At 54.0% G+C, this 20,813-nt stretch carries 20 protein-coding genes and 1 tRNA gene; 13 read left to right on the plus strand and 8 right to left on the minus strand.

Annotated features, from left to right (window positions below):
* The first annotated feature begins 23 nt into the window (after positions 1-23).
* Together ACFE33_RS01205 and ACFE33_RS01210 are read left to right on the plus strand one after the other, a co-directional pair.
* Positions 24-494 (plus strand): hypothetical protein, encoded by a 471-nt coding sequence (locus ACFE33_RS01205; RefSeq protein ID WP_380055810.1) that lies wholly within the window; start codon positions 24-26, stop codon positions 492-494.
* An 81-nt stretch (positions 495-575) separates the two neighbouring features.
* Positions 576-652: transfer RNA gene (locus ACFE33_RS01210), tRNA-Arg, on the plus strand.
* A 2-nt stretch (positions 653-654) separates the two neighbouring features.
* On the opposite strand, the gene ACFE33_RS01215 is transcribed toward ACFE33_RS01210, so the two are convergent.
* From ACFE33_RS01215 to ACFE33_RS01230, 4 genes are all read right to left on the minus strand, one after another.
* Positions 655-1,818, minus strand: coding sequence for a nucleotide sugar dehydrogenase (locus tag ACFE33_RS01215; protein ID WP_380055812.1), 1,164 nt, complete (start codon positions 1,816-1,818; stop codon positions 655-657).
* A gap of 70 nt (positions 1,819-1,888) precedes the next feature.
* Positions 1,889-3,367: a heme biosynthesis protein HemY gene (locus ACFE33_RS01220; protein WP_380055815.1), complete on the minus strand. Its 1,479-nt coding sequence runs from the start codon at positions 3,365-3,367 to the stop codon at positions 1,889-1,891.
* Between the two features lie 10 nt (positions 3,368-3,377).
* A complete protein-coding gene (locus ACFE33_RS01225) occupies positions 3,378-4,580 on the minus strand; it encodes a COG4223 family protein (protein ID WP_380055818.1) in 1,203 nt (400 codons plus the stop codon).
* Between the two features lie 86 nt (positions 4,581-4,666).
* Complete coding sequence (locus tag ACFE33_RS01230) at positions 4,667-5,365, minus strand: uroporphyrinogen-III synthase (protein ID WP_380055821.1); 699 nt, start codon at positions 5,363-5,365, stop codon at positions 4,667-4,669.
* 62 nt (positions 5,366-5,427) lie between these two features.
* Here ACFE33_RS01230 and tsaD point away from each other — a divergent pair, with 62 nt between their 5' ends.
* The 8 genes from tsaD to speB all read left to right on the plus strand — a co-directional run bounded on the left by tsaD (position 5,428) and on the right by speB (position 13,409).
* A complete protein-coding gene (gene tsaD, locus ACFE33_RS01235; protein WP_380055824.1) occupies positions 5,428-6,525 on the plus strand; it encodes a tRNA (adenosine(37)-N6)-threonylcarbamoyltransferase complex transferase subunit TsaD in 1,098 nt (365 codons plus the stop codon).
* Positions 6,522-7,484, plus strand: a complete 963-nt coding sequence (locus ACFE33_RS01240) for an NAD(P)H-dependent glycerol-3-phosphate dehydrogenase (RefSeq protein WP_380055827.1) — start codon at positions 6,522-6,524, stop codon at positions 7,482-7,484. The genes tsaD and ACFE33_RS01240 overlap by 4 nt, the downstream gene beginning before the upstream one ends.
* The gene (locus ACFE33_RS01245) at positions 7,485-7,754 is read left to right on the plus strand and encodes a YciI family protein (protein WP_380055829.1); all 270 of its coding nucleotides are present in this window, start codon (positions 7,485-7,487) and stop codon (positions 7,752-7,754) included.
* Positions 7,754-8,173 (plus strand): EVE domain-containing protein, encoded by a 420-nt coding sequence (locus ACFE33_RS01250; RefSeq protein WP_380055832.1) that lies wholly within the window; start codon positions 7,754-7,756, stop codon positions 8,171-8,173. Before ACFE33_RS01245 ends, ACFE33_RS01250 begins: the two co-directional genes overlap by 1 nt.
* Positions 8,174-8,256: 83 nt before the next feature.
* A complete protein-coding gene (gene speA, locus ACFE33_RS01255; RefSeq protein ID WP_380055835.1) occupies positions 8,257-10,158 on the plus strand; it encodes a biosynthetic arginine decarboxylase in 1,902 nt (633 codons plus the stop codon).
* 21 nt (positions 10,159-10,179) lie between these two features.
* Positions 10,180-11,385, plus strand: coding sequence for a saccharopine dehydrogenase family protein (locus ACFE33_RS01260; protein ID WP_380055837.1), 1,206 nt, complete (start codon positions 10,180-10,182; stop codon positions 11,383-11,385).
* Positions 11,386-11,387: 2 nt separating this feature from the next.
* Positions 11,388-12,563: a carboxynorspermidine decarboxylase gene (gene nspC, locus ACFE33_RS01265; RefSeq protein ID WP_380055840.1), complete on the plus strand. Its 1,176-nt coding sequence runs from the start codon at positions 11,388-11,390 to the stop codon at positions 12,561-12,563.
* Positions 12,564-13,409 carry an agmatinase gene (speB, locus tag ACFE33_RS01270; RefSeq protein WP_380055843.1) on the plus strand — a complete coding sequence of 282 codons (846 nt, stop codon included), beginning with the start codon at positions 12,564-12,566 and terminating at the stop codon, positions 13,407-13,409.
* A 225-nt stretch (positions 13,410-13,634) separates the two neighbouring features.
* Here the strand turns inward: speB and ACFE33_RS01275 are convergent, their stop codons facing one another.
* Together ACFE33_RS01275 and ahcY are read right to left on the minus strand one after the other, a co-directional pair.
* Complete coding sequence (locus ACFE33_RS01275) at positions 13,635-13,976, minus strand: DUF2853 family protein (RefSeq protein ID WP_380055846.1); 342 nt, start codon at positions 13,974-13,976, stop codon at positions 13,635-13,637.
* Positions 13,977-14,139: 163 nt separating this feature from the next.
* The gene (gene ahcY, locus ACFE33_RS01280; RefSeq protein WP_380055849.1) at positions 14,140-15,534 is read right to left on the minus strand and encodes an adenosylhomocysteinase; all 1,395 of its coding nucleotides are present in this window, start codon (positions 15,532-15,534) and stop codon (positions 14,140-14,142) included.
* Positions 15,535-15,694: 160 nt separating this feature from the next.
* Between ahcY and ACFE33_RS01285 the strand changes: the two genes are divergently transcribed.
* The gene (locus tag ACFE33_RS01285) at positions 15,695-16,288 is read left to right on the plus strand and encodes an HD domain-containing protein (protein ID WP_380055852.1); all 594 of its coding nucleotides are present in this window, start codon (positions 15,695-15,697) and stop codon (positions 16,286-16,288) included.
* Here the strand turns inward: ACFE33_RS01285 and ACFE33_RS01290 are convergent.
* Positions 16,285-16,839 (minus strand): ActR/PrrA/RegA family redox response regulator transcription factor, encoded by a 555-nt coding sequence (locus tag ACFE33_RS01290; RefSeq protein WP_380055854.1) that lies wholly within the window; start codon positions 16,837-16,839, stop codon positions 16,285-16,287. The two genes, ACFE33_RS01285 and ACFE33_RS01290, sit on opposite strands and share 4 nt — an antisense overlap.
* Positions 16,840-16,924: 85 nt before the next feature.
* Complete coding sequence (locus ACFE33_RS01295) at positions 16,925-17,545, minus strand: SCO family protein (RefSeq protein ID WP_380055856.1); 621 nt, start codon at positions 17,543-17,545, stop codon at positions 16,925-16,927.
* An 88-nt stretch (positions 17,546-17,633) separates the two neighbouring features.
* Here ACFE33_RS01295 and regB point away from each other — a divergent pair, with 88 nt between their 5' ends.
* Together regB and ACFE33_RS01305 are read left to right on the plus strand one after the other, a co-directional pair.
* Entirely contained in the window at positions 17,634-19,025 is a 1,392-nt protein-coding gene (gene regB / locus ACFE33_RS01300) for a sensor histidine kinase RegB (RefSeq protein ID WP_380055858.1), read from the plus strand.
* Between the two features lie 86 nt (positions 19,026-19,111).
* Positions 19,112-20,776 (plus strand): PAS-domain containing protein, encoded by a 1,665-nt coding sequence (locus ACFE33_RS01305; RefSeq protein ID WP_380055861.1) that lies wholly within the window; start codon positions 19,112-19,114, stop codon positions 20,774-20,776.
* The last annotated feature ends 37 nt before the right edge of the window (positions 20,777-20,813 follow it).

The following is a 20,813-nucleotide window of genomic DNA, read 5'->3' on the forward strand; positions in this document are numbered from 1 at the left end:
CGGCATCAAAAGAAGGATTAAGCATGATCAAGGTTATTCTAGGAGCGCTACTCGGCGCGGCAATTGCTGCAGGAGCTTTTTTCTTCTTCAACAAGCCAGAACCAACACCTCAAGAGCGGTTAGAAGCCGCCCTTGAGGATGCCCAGAACTCTACCAAAGAAGCGGGCGAAGCGGCCGCAGATGTGATTTCGCAGATCGGCAATGATCTGAGCGGTCGCGCTACCGAAACGGCCATCACACTCGCAGAGAGCGTGACCGAACTATCCGAAAAGACCAAGTCCGAACTCGAGAGAATGTTCGTACAATGGCAAGAGTCGGGGATCATCACAGAGAATGGCGTCGACTATGAAAAGGCGGCCCAAGCAATCAGGGAAAGTAATCTCTCAGATTCCGAAAAACTCCAATTGACGGAATTGCTCGTGGTGCTTCAGCTTGCGCCCAAAGCGGCCCAAGCAACAGTCGATCAGCTAATCACCATGCTTAACAAGCAATAACTGTTTCGCGTTGGTACCTCGGGGCCGATTGCCACAATTTGCCTTTGAAAAACTTTGCAAATTGGCTTAATCGGTCCCCAAGGCCCCGTGGCTCAATTGGATAGAGCAGCCCCCTCCTAAGGGGCAGGTTACTGGTTCGAATCCAGTCGGGGTCACCACATCAATCTTCGCCAAAAAGATCGCGGGTGAAAATCTTGGCTCTTACGTCTGAAAGCTCATCAGCCAACCTATTGGCGATGATCATGTCAGAGCGTTGCTTGAAATCCTTCAGATTGTTCACGACTTCGGAATTAAAGAAATCGGGCGCGTCGAGGGCTGGTTCGTAGACGATCACGTTGATGCCCTTGGCCTTCACACGCTTCATGATGCCCTGGATTGAGCTTTGGCGGAAATTGTCAGAACCCGCTTTCATCACAAGCCGATAGACGCCAACGGTTTTTGGGGTCTTGGCGATTATCTGGTCTGCGATGAAATCTTTGCGCGTTCGATTAGCGTCCACGATAGCGCGGATTAGGTTTTGCGGCACCTCGGAGTAATTCGCCAAGAGCTGCTTGCTATCTTTGGGAAGGCAATAGCCGCCATAGCCAAACGACGGGTTATTATAGTGCTCGCCAATTCGCGGGTCCAACCCGACTCCTTCAATGATTTGTCGCGAATTCATCCCCGACGCCAAGGCATAGCTGTCGAGTTCATTGAAGTATGCCACACGCATCGCAAGATATGTATTCGCGAAGAGCTTAATAGCTTCGGCCTCATTCGCACCCGTATAGAGCACGGGAATATCCTCGATGCGGGCCCCTTCGGTAAGCAAACTCGCGAATTTCTTGGCGCGCGCGCTCTCTTCGCCGATCACTATGCGGTTAGGATAGAGGTTGTCATAAAGCGCCCGCCCCTCGCGCAGGAATTCGGGACTAAAGATGATGCGATCACTCGCGAACTCATGGGATACGCGCTCGGTATAGCCAACGGGAACGGTTGATTTGATCACGATCGTCGCCGTTTGATTTACCGCAAGGATATCTTTGAGCACACTCTCGACGCTTGAAGTATCGAAATAGTTTGTAAGCGGGTCATAGTTTGTGGGAGTGGCGATAATCACGAACTTCGCGCCAGCATATGCCGATTTATCCGTCGTTGCTGTCAGCGAAAGTTCTTTATTTGTGAGAAAATCCTGAATCTCCGCGTCGACAATCGGGCTTCTCTTGGCATTTAGTTCCTCGACGCGCGATGCATCGAGGTCAATCGCTACGACCTCGTTATTTTGCGCCAACAATACCGCGTTTGAAAGCCCTACATATCCGATTCCGGCAACTGCTATTTTCAACTCATATCCCCACAAATACGATCATATCGCGATCAAGGATGCGATTTAGGAAAACCAATGAACTATTTGATTAGCTTTTTGAAGGCTCTTCAACGATTTCGGCATCTTGAACAACGACTTCGAGCGGATCTAGTGCTTCTGGGTCGAGCGGTTCGCGGGATGATTTGGTGGGTTTCTTATCCACAATAAGCGATAGCATTGACGCCGCCTGTGTCGAGGCATTCTCTGGCTCGGCTGGCATCTTCCAGCTTAGCGTATCGATGCTGTGGCAGTTATCGCAGACAGGAACCCACACGCCGTGAATCTGCCCACAACTATCGCAAACCCACTGCTCGCTTCGCGGAGCGGTAAGCGCCTTGGCGAGCCATGCGCGCACGGCCGTATCATCAGCACCTTCGCCACGCTCAATTGCCGCCATGAGCGCAAGACTACGGGACGTAGGATGTGTTTCTGCCAGCGTGCCCATTTTGCGACGCGCTTCGGGGAAGTCCTCGTTGGCAATAAGAAGCTCGGAATGCAGCATAATGGTTTCGGGATGATCCTGACGAAGCGAAGTGAGCGCGCCAAAACGCGCCAGTCGCGCTTGCGCATCCTCATCGGGCGCAATGCGAGCGAACGCTGCGGCCAAATCGGGATGGGGCTGCGCGTCCCATGCTTTCTTGATGATCCGTGCTGCGAGTTTTGGCTTGCCCTGATCGATATAGACATCCGCCGCCAAAACCGTCGCAGGGATAAGATCAGGCGATTGTTTCTGAGCGGCGATTGCGGCTTCGCGGGCTTCGATTGTAGAGTCTTCGTCCAGAAGGACGCTCACTTCGGAAAGCGCCAAAACAGCATCGCGACGTTTATAGACATCGCGCGGGATCGCTCCGTGCTTCACTTGTGATTTCAACGTACGGCGCGCGCCTGACCAATCCTGCTTTTCGGTTTGAAGTTGAAGCAAGGTGTTTTGCACTTCGGCATGGCGCGGCTTAAGTGCGAACGCCCTCTCGGCAAGTGCCAGCGCCGTATCGGTGTCACCCTCGATAAGTTTCTGCTTCATGATACCGCGAATACCCACAAAGCGTGTCCGATCATCGGCGAGCAGGCGTTTATACACCTCTTGCGCTTTCTTCGCGTCGCCCGAAATCTCGGCCGCTTGGGCGGTGAGCAGATTGGTGAGCTCGGGACGGTTTAGATATTTCTCGGCCTTCGCTGCCTTGGCCAGCGCAACGCGTCCCTCGCCAGACGAGACAGCCATCATACCCTGCGCCATGGCCTCATAGCCTTTGCGCTCGCGGTTACGGTCGAAATACCGCGAAAGGGCCGTTTCATCACCACTCAGGAAATGAATAACGGCCATGATGAGCCCCAAAATCTTGATCGCAACCCAGACGACAAGCACCAAAACAACGACTGCAATCGCGGCCTGTAGTGGCTGAAGCGTGAATTCAGTTTGGGCGAAGGCAATTCGTATACCCTCCCCTGATTCCGCCAACATTCCGGCTCCCAAGGCGACCGCCGCGATCAGCACCACAAAGGATAGAATTTTAACCAGTGACCAAATCATAGGGCCTCTCTCAATTTCCTGTGGCGGAAGTTTCAAATGCCGTCAGAGCGGCCTTTATCTTAAGCCGAAATTCAGCGGCATTTATCCAGTCTTGCATCGCGCTTTGCCCTTCTGGAGGGAGCGCGGACAATTCTTGGAGGGCTGTGGTCAGATCGCCATTTCCTGTCGCGGCTTCTGCACGAGAAAGGATTGCGTCTGGGTCATTCCCTTCGCGTGGCGTCAAGGAGCGTGCGTTTGTCTGGCTCCGCAAAAAGGATCCCATGCGCTCTAATGCGCTTTCGTCGGGTGCATCCGCTGCGGAAACCGCAAGCGCCGCACGGGCCGCCTCTGGGAAAGAGCTGCGCAGTTCAGCCAAGGTAACAACACCCGTGTTAGACGCCGTCAATAGATCGGCTGGGGGCTCGCTTCCAAGCGCCTCGGACAGATCAAGAAGCGGCTGTCCGAACGCGCCACCGCTTGCCATTGCCGCATCAATTCGTGTGAGCGCCGCACGGGCAATCGCGGCATTCGCGGCCGCTTCTGCTCCGGCCTGAAGCTCCTCTGCCTGCGCTTTTGCGGCGGCGATTTGGTCTTGGGCATCCTTCGCAACCGCTTCGATGTCGGTTCTTTGCGCCTCCAGCGTTTCGCGCATTGCGGTCAATTCACGCTCATATGCCTCGGCGGCCCCACTTGAAGCCTCATTCGATTGGATCGGGCGTTTCTCGAGATCGCTTAGACGCGTCGCCAACGCATCAAGGGTCGTTTGGAAATCAGTCACGAGCGCTTCAACATCTACGGCGTTTTCGTCGTCGACAGTCGCGGCGGCGATCTTGTCGTCGATGGATTCCGTAAGCGTCGTCAATTCACTCTTGGAGGCAAGCGGAGCAATGCGCGCGTCAATCTGCTCTCGCAATGTCGCGATCTCTTGGGATTGCTCTGTCAATGCCGCTTCAAGGTCTTGTGTGTCCTGCAAAGGAACCAACTGCGCCACGCCAAAGCCTAGCGCCGCAGCGATGGCCCCACCAGCAACAGCCGGAAACCATGAGTTCCCTTTTGCGGGCTCAACAGGAGTTTCTTGCTGTTCCGGCTCTTGAGTTTCTTCGACTACCTCGGTCGCCTCTTCAGCTTCGGGAGCTTCATCAGTGGTTTCAACCGCCTCAGTTGTCTCCTCAACTTTGGTTTCGGAGTCTACTTCGGTCTCTGACTGTGTCTCAGGAGAGGTTTTCTTAGTCACGAAAGGTCCTTTTTCTGCGCCAAATCAACACTAATACTATGGCGCTCATAAATAATATTTAGGCTTACCTTCAGCTCCAACAAGGTTCAATCCTTGAAAAAACCCTGAACAATTTGAAGCATCTTATCGCCACTAGGTTCAGAACATACCACTATATTAGCGCTCAACTGCTTCGGGATGCAATGCGCGACATCTTGGCTCAGTGCGATGATCTTTGCATGCTTATTTTCGCGTAAATCCAACCCAAGGCGCGTGCATTCTTCAACGAACAAAGTCGCAGAACGAGGAGAAAATAGAGGGATCAGCACATCCTGATCGCGGCGCAGAACTTCGAACGCTTCTTGGGTTAGTGGCGTAGCAACTTGCCGATATACGATCTGCTCGTCACATCGAATGCCCGCATCGCTCAGGCGTTTGGCAATCTCGCCGCGCGCATACTCACCGCGCATATGCAAAAGGTCATTTTCAGGCGGGTTAGAGACGAGCCAAGCCACCAAGCGCTCTGCATCCAACGCGGTGTGGCGCACCTCGTAACCTTGCTCAATCGCCCGTTCTGCTGTCCGCGCTCCGACGCAATAGGCGACACGACCCACGCCCTCGCTCACAACCCCATTTCTGGAGGTTAACACCGCTGCCTCAAACTCTTGCGGAGCGCTAAGTGTTTCAATTCGCATCAAGGGTGCCAATATAAACTGCGCATCGGTTGGCATCTTTAATCGCTTAACAAAATCCTCCGCCGCACCTAAAGGCCGCGTAAGCAACAGTATCGGGGCTTGGCTGGACATTGGGAAACTACCGATTGTTTAGCGTGAACGAGAATGTTACCTGCCAATAGAAAGGATCGCGAATGCCAAGGCAACTCACTGTTCTCGGAATTGAAAGTAGCTGCGACGACACCGCAGCGGCAATCGTGCGCCATACCGAAGGCTCCGAGCCCGAGATACTGGCGCAAGTCGTGGTCGGACAAGCTGAACTGCACAAGGATTTCGGCGGCGTCGTTCCCGAAATTGCCGCGCGCGCACATGCCGAGAAGCTGGATTACTGCGTCGCGGACGTTATGGCCGCGGCCGACCTTTCGTTTTCTGAACTGGATGCGATTGCCGTCACATCCGGACCGGGGCTGATTGGCGGGGTAATCTCTGGCGTTATGTGCGCCAAGGGTATTGCCGCCGCGACAGGGACGCCGCTTATCGGGGTCAATCATTTGGCGGGGCACGCGCTGACTCCTCGGCTTACGGATTCAGTTCCGTTTCCTTATTTGATGCTTCTGGTGTCTGGTGGGCATTGCCAGTTCCTGATTGTCCGTGGCGTCGATGACTTCACACGGCTCGGCGGGACGATTGATGATGCGCCTGGCGAGGCCTTCGATAAAATCGCCAGACTGCTCGCACTGCCCCAACCAGGTGGGCCGAATGTGGAGCAAGCGGCCCTTAACGGCGATCCCGCTCGGTTCCGCTTCCCTCGACCACTCCTTGATCGGGCGGGGTGCGATATGTCGTTTTCTGGCCTCAAGACTGCGGTGCTTCGAGCGCGGGATTCTGTGGTTGCTGCCAAAGGTGGACTAACCAAACAGGATCAGGCCGACCTCAGCGCAGGGTTTCAGCAATCCGTGACCGCTGTGCTTAATGAAAAATCACGGCGCGCGCTGACAGTTTACCTTGCCGAAAATCCGCCCGTGCCGACCTTTGCCGTTGCGGGCGGGGTTTCCGCAAATATGGACATTCGCAGCGCGTTAGAGACTGTTGCTGCCGAGAACAACACTCGTTTTCTAGCACCGCCGCTTGCGCTCTGTACGGATAATGCCGCGATGATCGCTTGGGCGGGGCTTGAGCGTTTTCGCGCTGGGCACCAAGACGACATGACCTTGTCCGCCCGTCCCAGATGGCCCCTCGACACGGCTAGCAAATCTATGCTTGGCTCTGGAAAGAAGGGAGCAAAAGCATGAGCATATCCGTTCTTGGCGCTGGCGCATTCGGCACGGCCCTCGCAATAACGCTCGCGAACGCGCGGCCAGACATCACCCTCTGGGCGCGGGATGACTCTGCGGTGGAGAGTATGTGTACAGAGCGGGTGAACGCCTTGCGTCTACCGGATGCACACTTGCCCGAAGCGTTAGGCATTACTTCGGACCTGACCAAAGCCTGCCAAGCGGAAATCATCCTGCTGGTCATTCCCACCCAAAGGCTTGCCGCGTTTCTAGAGACTAACGCGGCACTATTCGCGGGTAAGATTCTCGTTGCGTGCTGTAAGGGCGTAGATCTTGCGACTGGTCTGGGGCCGACTGCGACGATCAAATCAAAAGTGCCTTCGGCCACGGCGTGCGTCTTGACTGGGCCAAGTTTTGCCGTGGACATCGCGGCGGGGCTTCCAACCGCGCTGACGCTTGCGGGGCCGAGCGAGTCCCTCAAGGACATACAATCCGAACTTTCGACACCTGCACTCAGGTTATATCGAACGTCCGATGTTACGGGGGCCGAACTTGGCGGCGCGCTCAAGAACGTCATCGCAATCGCCTGCGGCGCCGCCATTGGCGCGGGGTATGGCGAGAGTGCGCGTGCGGCGGTCATGACGCGCGGTTATGCCGAAATTCAACGCCTCGCGATTGCCCTTGGCGCCGAACCCAAAACGCTCGCTGGCTTGTCGGGATTTGGTGATTTGACGCTTACCTGCACATCACAACGCAGCCGGAATTACAGTTTTGGATATGCCATCGGTGCGCAAACCAGTTTTGACCCCAATCAAACGGTCGAAGGCGCGAAAACCGCAGAAGCTGTCTCTAACCTTGCTCAAAAGCACGGAATAGACATGCCAATCACGCGCGTCGTTGCAGCAATTCTGGCCAATAAACTGAATATCAAAGACGCGATGGAAGCACTCCTCGCACGTCCCCTGAAGGAGGAATAAATGTTCGTAGCCCTAATCGCCAAAGACAAACCCGGTGCTCTTGAAGTGCGCAAAGCAAACCGTGACGCGCATGTTGCGTACCTGAAGGCCACAGGCGTCGCCCAAGCGGGGCCGTTTCTGGATGAAAACGGTGATATGTGCGGATCGCTCGTTATTTTGAACGTCACAACCATTGCCGAAGCGCAAGAGTGGGCCGATAATGATCCCTACGCCAAGGCGGGTTTGTTTGAATCCGTCGATCTGCAACTTTGGAATCGGGTGATCGGATAATGGCCTTTTGGTTGTTCAAATCAGAACCAAGCACTTGGAGCTGGGATGATCAGGTCGCCAAAGGGGACGTAGGCGAAGAATGGGACGGTGTGCGGAACTATCAGGCGCGGAACAATATGCGCTTGATGGAGCTTGGCGATCTTGGATTTTTCTATCACTCGCAGAAAGAGAAAGCCGTTGTTGGAATCGTCGAGGTCTGCAAAACTGTACACCCAGATAGCACCACCGACGATGAGCGCTGGGAATGCGTGGATATTCGCGCCGTAAAACCAGTGCAAAATCCCGTCACTCTTGCGATGTGCAAAGAAGACCCGCGCCTTGAAAATATGGCGCTCGTGAACAATACGCGGCTCTCGGTTCAGCCCGTAACGCCCGAAGAATGGGATATTGTCTGCGAGTTGGCTGGAGTGAAATTGTAACCCCCGACAGATTTCAATTGCAATACGTCGGGGAAAGCGTATTGAGCGAAAAACTTTTCATGTGACCGTCAATATTATTGTGAATGGACGCTGCCGTGACTGATACTTCGACACCTGCGAACTCTGTATATGCCATCGACAGATGGGGCATGGACCTTGTGTCCGTGATGGAGAATGGCGATCTTGGCCTCAAGAATCCGCTGAATCCTGATGCGCCTGCGGTGAGCCTTCCGTCTATTCTTCATGATCTTGAGGAACGGGGCATCCATGCGCCGCTTGTATTACGTGTAAGCTCCTTTCTGGAAAGCAGCATTCGCACAATCAACGAGAGCTTCGCGAAGGCGATCAAACGTGTCGGCTATCAAAACGATTATCGCGCGGTATTTCCGATCAAGGTGAACCAACAAGCGCAGGTCATCGACCGCATCGTTGAGTTTGGTAAACCCTATTCTTATGGGCTCGAAGCGGGGTCCAAGCCAGAGCTTGTCATTGCCCTCGCACAGCCCTTGGCGCGTGATGCGCTTATCGTGTGTAATGGCGTTAAAGATGCCGAGTTTATCCGCTTGGCGATCCTTTCTCGCAAGCTTGGGTTCAACACGGTTATTGTTCTGGAGAGCCCCAAGGAACTCGACACTGTTCTTGCGGTTTATGAAGAATTGGGCGAGGAGCCGCGCCTTGGCGTTCGCGTAAAACTCACCAATCGCATAAGCGGAAACTGGGCCGAAAGTTCGGGCGACCGTTCGACATTCGGGATGCATACCAACCAGCTTGTTGACGTTGTTGACCGTTTGAAAGCGGCGGGTCTGTTGCATTGCCTGAAATTCCAACATTCCCACCTCGGAAGCCAGATCCCCGATGTGAACGATGTACGCCGCGCCGTTGGTGAAGCCTGTCGCTATTTTGTTGAACTCACACGCGAAGGCGCGCCGCTTTCCCATCTTGATCTGGGGGGTGGCCTTGGTGTCGATTACACCGGCGAGAAAACGACAAGCGAAAACTCGATCAACTATTCCGTCGATGAATACAGCGCAAATGTGGTTGAGACCGTCGCCTACGCAATGGACGAGGCCGAAATCCCCCATCCGATCATCGTAACCGAGAGCGGGCGCGCCGTTGTTGCGACCTCTTCGATGTTGGTGTTCAACGTCCTAGAAGCGACGCTCTATGACTCCAACAAAGAGACACCGCCCGCCGAAGACGACCACCACTTTGTGTCCGATCTTGCGGCGATCTCGGGGTACTTGGGGCCACAGCGCCTTCAGGAATGTATCAACGATGCCGATTTCTATCGTGCGGAGCTGCGTGCGCTTTTCCGTCGTGGATATATAGACCTTCGCCAAATGGCGCGGGCCGAGCGGATATACCTCTACCTGATGTCCAAGATCAAAGAGATCGCTCCAGAGGTCGGCACCGCGCCGGATGTGGACGCGCATCTTGAGCAACTTGCAGACATCTACCACTGTAATTTCTCGCTGTTTCAATCTCTTCCTGATGTTTGGGCGATTGATCAGATCCATCCGATGGTTCCGCTTCAGATGCTCAATACGGCACCTGACCGCCGCGCGGTGCTTTCGGATATTACCTGTGACTCGGACGGCAAGATCGACAAGTTCATCCTTGCCGATGGCATTTCGCCATCCCTGCCCGTCCATTCGCTAGACACCGAAAAGAACTACTATATCGGCGCGTTCTTTGTCGGGGCGTATCAAGAAACGCTTGGTGATCTGCATAACCTGTTCGGCGATACCAACGTCGCGACAATCGACCTGCGCGATGACGGGAGCTTTGATCTTGTGCATGAACAAGAGGGCGACACTATCGCCGAGGTTCTTTCATATGTCGAATATGATCCGCGTGATTGTGTTGACGCATTCCGCGCACGGATCGACAAGGAAATCTCGGAAAAACGTCTAAACGCTCGGGACCGAAAAACGCTTATGGCGGCTTACCGCGATAGCATTAACGGTTATACTTACTACGAATAATCACTCTATCAGGAGGGAAAGATGGGCAAAACACTCGTCATCGGAGCAGGTGGAGTATCATCCGCCGCTGTACATAAAATGGCTATGAACTCGGATATCTTTACCGAGATCACGCTGGCATCGCGCCGCATATTCAAGTGCGACGAGATCGCCGCGAGCGTAAAAGAGCGCACTGGTGTGACCATCAATACCGCCGAAGTCGACGCGATGGACGTGGACGCAGTAGTTGCGCTTATCCGCTCGTCTGGTGCCGAACTCCTTGTGAACCTCGCACTTCCTTATCAGGATTTGAAACTGATGGATGCCTGCCTCGAAGCGGGAATCCATTATCTCGACACGGCGAACTACGAGCCCGAAGATGAAGCGAAATTTGAGTACCACTGGCAGTGGGCCTATCAAGACAAGTTCAAAGAAGCTGGCCTGACCTGTATTCTTGGCTCTGGTTTTGATCCGGGCGTTACTTCGGTGTTCGCGACTTGGCTAAAGAAACACAAGCTCGACACGATCACACAGATCGACATTCTGGATTGCAATGGCGGCGATAACGGCAAGGCTTTCGCCACAAACTTCAATCCCGAGATCAACATCCGCGAAGTCACCGCCGAAGCGCGGCACTGGGAGAATGGCGATTGGGTCACCACACCCGCGATGACACATAAGGTTGCATACGACTTCCCTGAGGTCGGCGTGAAAAACATGTACCTTATGTACCACGAAGAACTCGAAAGCCTGAAAACCCACTTCCCCGAGATCAAGCGTGCGCGTTTCTGGATGACATTCGGTGATGCCTACATCAACCACGTCCGTGTGCTTGAGGGGATCGGCATGACTTCGATTGAGCCCGTCATGCACAACGGCCAAGAGATCATCCCGCTTCAGTTCCTCAAATCTGTTCTGCCTGATCCTTCCGAGCTTGGCGAATTGACCAAGGGCAAGACCTGTATCGGTGATATCGCGACTGGTCTGAAAGACGGTGAAGAAAAGACCTATTACATCTACAACGTCTGTGACCACGAAGTATGTTACGAAGAGGTCGGTAGCCAAGCGGTGTCCTACACCACGGGTGTTCCTGCTATGATTGGTGCAGCGATGGTCCTTAAGGGTATCTGGCGCGATCCGGGTGTGTGGAACATGGAGCAACTCGACCCAGACGCATTCATGGATATGCTCAACGAGCACGGACTTCCGTGGCAAGTGCACGAGCTTGAAGGACCAGTGGAGTTCTAGAAATGACCGAATTCATGCAAACACAGGCTGGTGACGCGGGCGCATTCGAACGCTTTGATTTGGCGCGCGTTCCTAGCCCGTGTTTCGTGGTGGATGAAATCGCGATTGCGCGTAACCTTGCGATGCTTGCCGAGGTTGCGGACCAATCGGGCGCGCATATCCTCTCGGCGCTCAAGGCGTTCTCGATGTTCGCCCTTGCGCCGATGATACGTCAATATCTGCATGGCACATGCGCCTCTGGCCTGTACGAAGCGCGGCTCGCTCGCGAAGAGTACGGCGGTGAGGTTGCGACCTTCTGTGCGGGTTATAAAGAGAGCGAGATCGATGAAATTATCGCACTCTCCGATCACCTCATTTTCAACTCTATCGGCCAGAAAGAGCGGTTCCTGCCGCGCGTTAGTGCCGCATCCAAGCCCGTTCAGGTTGGCCTACGGATTAACCCCGAACATTCCGAGGGTGAAATTCCCAAGTATGATCCCTGCGCGCCTTGTTCGCGCTTGGGTATTCCGATTTCACAGCTTACCGATAAAGATTTAGAGGGTGTCGACGGCCTTCATTTCCATACGCTTTGCGAACAAGGGTTTGAGCCACTGAAACGGACATGGGACGCGATTGAGGCTCGAATTCTGCCTTATGCTGACCAGCTCAAATGGCTCAACTTTGGTGGCGGTCATCATATCACCCGTGCAGATTATGATCGTACGGCTCTGATTGAGTTCATCAAGGACCTGCGGACGAGAACCGGCTTGCAAATTTACCTTGAGCCAGGCGAAGCCGTGGCGTTGGACGCTGGCATTCTGGTGGGCGAAATCCTCGATCTACCGACCAACGGTATGAACCTTGCGATCACCGACATTTCCGCCACCTGCCATATGCCCGACGTGATCGAGGCACCCTATCGCCCTGCGATGCTGAACGAAGTTAGCGAGGGGCACCTATATAGACTGGGCGGGCCTTCTTGCCTTGCTGGGGATGTGATCGGTGACTATTCCCGCGCCGAACTGCTCAAGATCGGAGAGCGCATCGCGTTCCTTGATCAGGCGCATTACTCGATGGTCAAAACCAACACCTTCAATGGCGTTGCGCTCCCGTCGATTGCGTTGTGGAACTCGGAAACAGACGAGCTCACGATGGTACGCAAATTCAACTATACCAACTTCCGCAATAGGCTTTCCTAAATGTCGATCTTTCTTGAGAGCGAACTAACCGCCAGCGAGCGTGATGAATCCGCGTTGTTTCGGGTTATCCCTGTACCGCTTGAGCGGACCGTTTCCTATGGTGCCGGCACCCAAGCCGGCCCTGCCGCCATCCTTGAAGCCAGCAATGAGCTTGAGCGCCTCTGTAACGGATCGGTTCCCTGTGCATCGGGCATTTTCACCGAAACAGAAGTGGATTGCGAAGGCACATTGCCAGAGGTGATGGAGCGTATCGCAGAGCGCACATCCAGCGCCGCGCGTGACGGACGTATTCCCGTAACATTAGGTGGCGAGCATTCGCTTTCTTATGGGGCCGTAATGGGAGTTGCGCGGGCCTTGGGGGAACCGATTGGCGTGATCCAGATCGACGCGCACGCTGATCTTCGTATTGCCTATCAAGACGAGAAGCACTCGCACGCGTCGGTCATGCACCTGCTCTCGGAGGAGGGAATTAAGCTTGCGCAATTTGGTGTGCGCGCACTCTGTGAGCAAGAGACAGAAAGCCGCGCGCGCAACAACGTGTTCTATGTGGATGCCGAGAAATTGGTGACAGAGGGAATACACGCAGTCGATCTTCCCGAAGATTTTCCAGAGCACGTGTATGTCTCATTTGATGTGGACGGATTGGACCCCTCGCAAATGCCCGCAACTGGTACGGCTGTTCCTGGCGGCCTTGGGTATTATCAAGCGCTGCATCTGGTTGAGCATGCACTCAAGGGGCGGAAATGCGTGGGCATTGACGTTGTTGAACTTGCCCCTAACGGCGAGATCGCGTGGGATTTCACCACAGCACAGATCGTCTATCGCCTGATGGCTGCTGCACAATAAAATTGGAGGGTCCCGACCCACTCGGAACCCTCCATCACCCCACGCGCTTCACTGAGCACCACACGTGTTATGTAAGGTTCCTGTCGTCCTGACGGGATAAGCCATGGGTATCCCAGCAAGCGCGCATTCTCAAGCTTTTCATTCCTAAAATTTGAATTAATATCAATGCTTTATGATGCATTAACAGGTAAAGGCGCCCCCAAAACGAGGACGCCCAAACAGAAACTAGCCGTAGATATGCTCACGATTAAAATGCTTCACCAGCATATAATACACGACCGCGCGGTATTTGTTACGCTCTGACTGACCGTATGTATTGAGGACGGATTGAATACCCTCCATCAATTGCGGGCCATCGGACATTGCGAGTTTCTTGATGAGAAAGTTGTTTTTGACCGTTTCGAGTTCGGACGGCTGCGAGCCTGCTACCGTAGATGCATCATCGTCATAGATCGCTGGACCACAGCCGATCGTGACCTTCGTAAGCAAATCCATATCTGGCGTAATGCCGCATTTGTTCTTTAAATCGTCGGCGTATTTTGCAATTAGGTCGTCCCGTTTTCCCACAATAAGTCTCCGTAAATGATGGGCACTGCCCGTTAAAAGCTGCGAGCTGAATATGCTCTGATCGGGAGCGTAGCAAAATTGGGTGCTTTCACAAAGAAAACTTCGCAAACAAAAAAGCCGCCCCAAATCAATGGGACGGCTAAAGGCTCGAAATATCGCTAGCTTAGTAGCGGTAATGCTCTGGCTTATACGGTCCATCCACGGACACACCGATATAATCAGCCTGATCTTTGGCAAGTTTCGAGAGCTTCACACCGATGCGATCCAAATGCAGACGGGCGACTTTCTCGTCGAGGTGCTTGGGCAGGATATACACGTCGTTCTTGTACTCGTTGCCTTTGGTCCAAAGCTCGATCTGCGCCAGAACCTGATTGGTAAAGCTGGCAGACATAACAAAAGACGGATGCCCAGTGGCGTTGCCAAGGTTCAGCAAGCGTCCTTCGGACAGCAGGATCAAGCGATTGCCGGATGGCATCTCGATCATATCAACTTGGTCTTTGATATTAGTCCACTTGTGGTTCTTGAGCGAAGCGACCTGAATTTCATTGTCGAAGTGGCCAATATTGCCAACGATCGCCATGTCCTTCATTTCGCGCATGTGCTCAATGCGAATGATGTCTTTGTTGCCCGTCGTCGTGATAAAGATATCAGCCGAGGAAACTACGTCCTCAAGTACAACCACTTCAAATCCATCCATCGCAGCCTGAAGCGCGCAAATCGGATCGATTTCGGTTACCTTAACCCGTGCGCCCGCGCCACGAAGGCTTGCGGCGCTGCCTTTGCCCACATCACCATAACCGCACACAACGGCAACCTTACCGGCCATCATCGTGTCAGTTGCGCGGCGAATGCCGTCTACAAGGCTCTCTTTACAGCCATACTTGTTGTCGAATTTCGATTTGGTAACCGAGTCATTCACGTTGATCGCAGGGAACGGCAGGTGGCCAGACTTCACCAGATCATAAAGACGGTGCACACCAGTTGTTGTTTCCTCAGAAACACCCTGAATTGCGTCACGCTGTTTTGTGAACCAGCCGGGTGACTCTTTGAGGCGCTTTTTGATTTGCGCAAAGAAGGCCACTTCTTCGTCGCTTGTCGGAACTTCGATCAGATTCGTTTCACCCGCTTCGACGCGCGCACCCAAGAGGATGTACATTGTCGCATCGCCACCATCATCAAGGATGAGGTTACATGTGCCTTCTTCGAAGTGGAAAATCTTGTCGGCGTAGTCCCAGTATTCCTCAAGCGTTTCGCCTTTGATTGCGAAGACCGGTGTTCCACCCGCAGCAATTGCCGCCGCCGCGTGATCCTGTGTCGAGAAGATGTTACACGACGCCCAGCGCACATCTGCACCCAATGCGACCAATGTCTCGATCAGCACCGCCGTTTGGATCGTCATATGAAGTGAGCCGGCAATGCGAGCGCCCTTGAGGGGTTTGCTTTCACCATATTCCGCGCGCAAAGCCATAAGGCCCGGCATCTCTGTTTCTGCGATATCCAATTCCTTGCGGCCGAATTCCGCGAGGCTAATGTCTCTAACGATATAGTCGTTCGCCATTGGGTGGTTCCTTTACAAAGCGTTTGGGTGGCCAATAGCACCCCTTGCATCCCTAGGCAACATAAGGCAAGCCGCCCAAAAGCCGCCCTAAAAATGGGAAGTTCTTTACTTATCTAGGGTCGGCGGCTAGCCATAACAATAACGCAAGGGAACGAAATCTATGGCGAAACAACCGCGCGCTTGGCAACGTATGCTGTCTGGACGACGCCTTGATCTGCTTGATCCAACGCCCGTGGATATCGAAATAGAAGATATCGCCCACGGCCTTGCATTTGTCGCGCGCTGGAACGGGCAAACCTCTGGAGACTATGCGTATTCCGTGGCCGAGCACTCGCTGCTTGTCGAGCAAATCTATGGACGTATTGCGCCGAATGCCCCAGCTAAGTGGCGGCTTGCTGCGCTCCTGCATGACGCGCCGGAATACGTGATTGGTGATATGATCTCGCCGGTAAAGGCCGCCGTTGGTCCGGGGTATGAGGCGCTGGATGTGCGCTTGGTTTCAGCCATCCACGTGAGGTTTGGGCTCCCTGCGCAGATCCCAGTATCTGTCAAAAAACAGATCAAACGCGCAGACCGGATTTCTGCATGGATGGAAGCCACCCAAATCGCTGGCTTCTCGGAGTCCGAAGCAGACAAGCTGTTTGGCAAGCCAGATCAGAAATACCGTGAGGGTCTGGATATAACTCTTAGGCCTCCCGTTCAGACGCGCAATGATTTCACCGCGCGTCATGCCGAGCTTTTGGCGCTACTTTAACGCGGAGAACGTTTGGCGAGGATGCGTTGAAGCGTGCGGCGGTGCATATTCAAACGCCGCGCGGTTTCACTGACGTTCCGATCACAAAGCTCGTACACACGTTGAATATGTTCCCAACGAACACGGTCCGCAGACATCGGATTATCAGGTGGCGGAGGCAAAGCGTCTGTCTTGGCCAATAGCGCGCCTACGATGTCATTTGCGTCGGCTGGTTTGGAAAGGTAGTCCGTCGCGCCAATTTTCACGGCGGCAACCGCCGTCGCAATCGCTCCGTATCCGGTCAGAACGATAATCTTTGCATCTGGCCGCTTCTCGCGAAGGACCTCAACAACATCAAGCCCGTTTCCATCCTCAAGTCGCAGATCAATCACCGCATAAGCAGGAGGGCGCGCCGTCGCGATCGCGCGGCCCGCCGCAACGGAACCCGCCATCTCTGGCTCAAAGCCACGCTTCTCCATCGCACGCGCTAGGCGCCGCAAAAACGGCTCGTCATCGTCCAAGAGCAAGAGCGTCTTGTCTTCACCGATGTCGTCTAGTTCACGGTCCTTCATGGGCGCACCTATATGTTGTCCTGCCAATCACTTGTATGCAGTCGATACCAAGAGGTCAATTTTCGACAGCCAACATCTGCGTTACCTACGAGTTATTCACAAAGCACGCCACGCGCTCTGCCATATCTTCGGCGGTATCGTCGCGTTTGAAGTACTCAACCACTCCGCGCTCGGGCAAATAAAGATATGTAAACGTCGAGTGGTCCACGAGATAATATTCGTCATCTTCGCTGTCGTTCTTGCTGTAGTAGGTCTTGTAGGCACGGGAGGCGGCTTTTACGTCCTCTTCTGTACCAGTCAGCCCGATCATGCGTTCATGCATGACGTCGGTATATTCTGCCATGACCTCTGGGGTATCGCGGGCAGGATCGATGGAAATAAAGATCGGCGTGGTCTCTACGCCCTCAGCGTCTAGAATATCCACGGCCTCTGCATTACGGGAGGCATCCAGCGGACACACATCGGGACAGAATGTATATCCAAAATAGATCAGAGATGGTTTGGTCAGGACTTCGGTATCCGAGACGCGGGTGCCTGTTTCGTCGATCAAAGAGAACGGACCGCCAATTGCTGAGGTTCCGCCGGCGATCTTGTTCACGCTGCATTGCTCGAATTTGGATTCACCGGAACCCATCGACAAAAACGCCGTTGTCCCCAACAACACAGCCGCCACTCCAACAGATGCGATTAGTATGATACGTCCCATGCAGATATCCTTTTTGGTTTCGCGCAGTTCATCGCTGTGTTTACCATGACATGCAACTGTGCAACTTGCCGCACAATATGGGTATTCGATGACAGAACCACAATCCTTGGCCATTCACCAATCCGCACGCAGCGACTGGATTAGGCTCCGCACGCTTATCGTCCTAAGATGGGTGGCGATTTTCGGGCAGATCCTCGCGATTTTCGTTGCCCGTCAATACTACGACATCCAGCTTGATCTGGGTCTCTGTTATCTGGCGATTTCAGCGTCGGTGATGGCGAACTTTATCGCGATGTTTGTATATCCCGAGAACAAGCGCCTAAGCGAAAGCCAAGCAGTGTTGATGTTGCTGTTTGATATCTCGCAGCTGATGTTCCTGCTGTATCTTACGGGCGGTTTGCACAATCCGTTCGCGCTTTTGATCCTTGTACCCGTCACGATCTCGGCAACGGTTTTGACTTTGCAATCGACACTGTTGTTGGGTGCGGTCGCTCTGGCGTTGACCACCTTGCTCGCGATTGTGGGGATACCGCTGCATGATGGGCAGGGCCATGTTTACGCGCTTGATCCTATTTTGCTCTTTGGGTTTTGGCTTTCAATCGTAATCGGCACGGTTTTCCTTGCTCTATATGCACGGCGGGTGACAAATGAAATTCACTCAATGTCCGAGGCCTTGCTGGCCACACAAATGGCCCTTGCCCGTGAACAAAAGCTTACGGATCTTGGGGGCGTCGTTGCGGCCGCCGCACATGAGTTGGGCACGCCGCTCGCCACAATAAAACTCGCCGCCGCTGAGATGGTGGATGAGCTTGAGGACGGCTCGGACCTCAAAGAGGATGCAATTCTCATCGGAACCCAAGCGGATCGATGTCGTGAAATATTGCGTTCAATGGGGCGCGCAGGCAAAGACGATCTGCATATGCATACCGCGCCCTTTGAGGCCGTCGTCCGCGAGGCCGCCGAGCCGCACCTCGACCGCGGCCCGACGATCCATTTTCATGTCGGGCCATCCCCGAGCGGCGCGCGCGAACACCCCGAGATTTACCGCCGCCCAGAGGTTATTCACGGCCTGCGTAATCTCGTGCAAAACGCCGTAGACTTCTCGAACGGCAACGTGTGGATTGATCTCGCTTGGACCGCTGACCGCATTCAGTTTCGAATTGTCGACGACGGCGCGGGCTTCCCTCCGCATCTGATCGGCCGCATCGGAGAACCCTTCGTGCGCAAACGTATGGCGGGCGAAAAACAACGCAGACCCGGCTATGAGGGGATGGGGCTTGGATTGTTTATCGCGAAGACCTTGCTGGAACGCTCAGGTGCAGAACTAAGCTTTGCCAATGGCGCCGACCCGTTCCTTGCGGCGGCCGAACGTCCGCAAAAATGTGGCGCGGTGGTTGAGGTCGTCTGGCCGCTGGATGTTCTGACGGTGCATGATGACAATCGCGGCAGTCTGGGCGAAAATCCAACCTATACGGTTTGATGTTCCAAACATTACAACCTTAGGTTAACTGTGCATTAACCACTCTGCGCGAAACTCCACCTGATACATGAATCCGGATCAGAGCATTGGCCACAGTCACATTTGAAATTCTCGCCTTTACAACCGTCGTCGCGTTCATCGCGGCGCTGATCGGGGCGTTTCTTTTTTCCTATTACTCATGGCAAAAACCACAGTTCGCACCGCGTGAGCTTATCCATAACGAAGATAACTCACTGGTCTTCCTGTTTGATGAAGAGGCACTTGTGGACGCCTCAGATCGTGCGCTCGCCTTGCTTGAGTCGCGACCCAAGGGCACTTCTGATTGGCAGCGTTTCTGCTCTCTTACCCACTCGCGCTTTCCTAATCTTCCGCTTGAAATGACGCAACTGGCCAAGGAAGGTATTCTTAATATCCGCACCTCCGACCCATCAGACAAAGCCGAAATTCGCGCAGAGTGGTGGAACGGAATTGCACGTATTGAATTGATCGAAGACAAAGCCGCCGCAACAGAAACCAGCATCGATCCGCATTCCATGAATGCGATGCAGAATGAGCTGGCGACGCTGCGCCAAACTGCGGAAATATCGCCCTATCTAGTGTGGCAGCAAACCGGCGAAGGGCAAATCACTTGGGCGAATTCTTCATATATGGCTCTCGCACAGGAATTCGATCAAAGCGCGGATAACCCCGTCAAAACGTGGCCGCCAGCGCGCGTATTTGATAAAGTCTCGCTGTCTCAAGGCTCCCCCGAGGGGCGGATGCATCGGGTGTCTGTGACATTCCCAAACGAGCCTAAACCGCGCTGGTATGAGGTGTATAGCTCAACAATCGGGTCAGAATCGCTTCATTTTGCGACCAACGCGGACAGTGCGGTGCGCGCCGAAACTGCCTTGCGCGATTTTGTTCAAACCCTCGCGAAAACCTTCGCACATCTGCCGACGGGTCTTGCGATTTTTGACAAGAAACGACAGCTCGCTCTGTTTAATCCCGCCCTTACCGACCTTACGGGACTGCAACCAATGTTTCTCTCGTTGCGTCCAACGTTGTTCAACTTTCTCGACAAGTTGCGAGAGGCGCAAATGATCCCAGAGCCCAAGAATTACAAAAGTTGGCGCGCGCAAATGGCCGCGCTTGAAGCCGCGGCCGAGGATGGTACATTCAGTGAAACATGGTCGCTTGCGTCAGGTCAGACCTACCGTGTGACGGGGCGCCCTCATCCGGATGGAGCGGTTGCGTTCCTGTTTGAAGATATCTCGTCCGAAATGTCTCTAACTCGGCATTTTCGCGGGGAACTTGAGGCAAGTCAGGCTGTTCTGGACAGCTTCTCCGAAGCAATCGCCGTGTTTACCAACGACGGAATGCTGACGATGTCCAACTCTGCGTATAGCGAACTTTGGGGCGTTGATCCGGGCGTGATGCTGGGTGAGGCAACAGTTACGGACGCAATGAAATACTGGCGTCATCAAAGCGAACCCAGCAGTATCTGGGTTGCCGTTCAGGAATACTTCAATCAAGCAGGTCCGCGCGAGAAACAGAGCTTTAACGCACGGCTTCTCAATGGTCGGCAAATGTCGTGCCGTCTTTCGCCGCTTACGGGCGGCGGCACCCTTATCGCCTTTGGAATGCCTCAAGCTCAGGTAAAGCCGCTCTTGGTACCAGTCGAAAATGAGTTCGCAATGCCACTCCAATTAACGGCATCAGAGCGTGTTTCAGAAAGCAAAGATGCGCCACTTTTGAAAATCGAGGCATGATCGCCCTTGCGGCGCGGCGGGGCTGCGTTAAATTCGG

This window comes from Falsihalocynthiibacter sp. SS001, from assembly GCF_042445055.1.
Lineage (GTDB): Bacteria > Pseudomonadota > Alphaproteobacteria > Rhodobacterales > Rhodobacteraceae > Falsihalocynthiibacter.

Excerpts from the sequence above, each read along its gene's own strand:
- ACFE33_RS01205 (WP_380055810.1), top strand. The coding sequence starts at position 24 with ATGATCAAGGTTATTCTAGGAGCGCTACTCGGCGCGGCAATTGCTGCA.
- ACFE33_RS01220 (WP_380055815.1), bottom strand. The coding sequence starts at position 3,367 with ATGATTTGGTCACTGGTTAAAATTCTATCCTTTGTGGTGCTGATCGCG.
- ACFE33_RS01230 (WP_380055821.1), bottom strand. The coding sequence starts at position 5,365 with ATGTCCAGCCAAGCCCCGATACTGTTGCTTACGCGGCCTTTAGGTGCG.
- tsaD (WP_380055824.1), top strand. The coding sequence starts at position 5,428 with ATGCCAAGGCAACTCACTGTTCTCGGAATTGAAAGTAGCTGCGACGAC.
- ACFE33_RS01240 (WP_380055827.1), top strand. The coding sequence starts at position 6,522 with ATGAGCATATCCGTTCTTGGCGCTGGCGCATTCGGCACGGCCCTCGCA.
- ACFE33_RS01245 (WP_380055829.1), top strand. The coding sequence starts at position 7,485 with ATGTTCGTAGCCCTAATCGCCAAAGACAAACCCGGTGCTCTTGAAGTG.
- ACFE33_RS01250 (WP_380055832.1), top strand. The coding sequence starts at position 7,754 with ATGGCCTTTTGGTTGTTCAAATCAGAACCAAGCACTTGGAGCTGGGAT.
- speA (WP_380055835.1), top strand. The coding sequence starts at position 8,257 with ATGGACGCTGCCGTGACTGATACTTCGACACCTGCGAACTCTGTATAT.
- ACFE33_RS01260 (WP_380055837.1), top strand. The coding sequence starts at position 10,180 with ATGGGCAAAACACTCGTCATCGGAGCAGGTGGAGTATCATCCGCCGCT.
- nspC (WP_380055840.1), top strand. The coding sequence starts at position 11,388 with ATGACCGAATTCATGCAAACACAGGCTGGTGACGCGGGCGCATTCGAA.
- speB (WP_380055843.1), top strand. The coding sequence starts at position 12,564 with ATGTCGATCTTTCTTGAGAGCGAACTAACCGCCAGCGAGCGTGATGAA.
- ahcY (WP_380055849.1), bottom strand. The coding sequence starts at position 15,534 with ATGGCGAACGACTATATCGTTAGAGACATTAGCCTCGCGGAATTCGGC.
- ACFE33_RS01285 (WP_380055852.1), top strand. The coding sequence starts at position 15,695 with ATGGCGAAACAACCGCGCGCTTGGCAACGTATGCTGTCTGGACGACGC.
- ACFE33_RS01290 (WP_380055854.1), bottom strand. The coding sequence starts at position 16,839 with ATGAAGGACCGTGAACTAGACGACATCGGTGAAGACAAGACGCTCTTG.
- ACFE33_RS01295 (WP_380055856.1), bottom strand. The coding sequence starts at position 17,545 with ATGGGACGTATCATACTAATCGCATCTGTTGGAGTGGCGGCTGTGTTG.
- regB (WP_380055858.1), top strand. The coding sequence starts at position 17,634 with ATGACAGAACCACAATCCTTGGCCATTCACCAATCCGCACGCAGCGAC.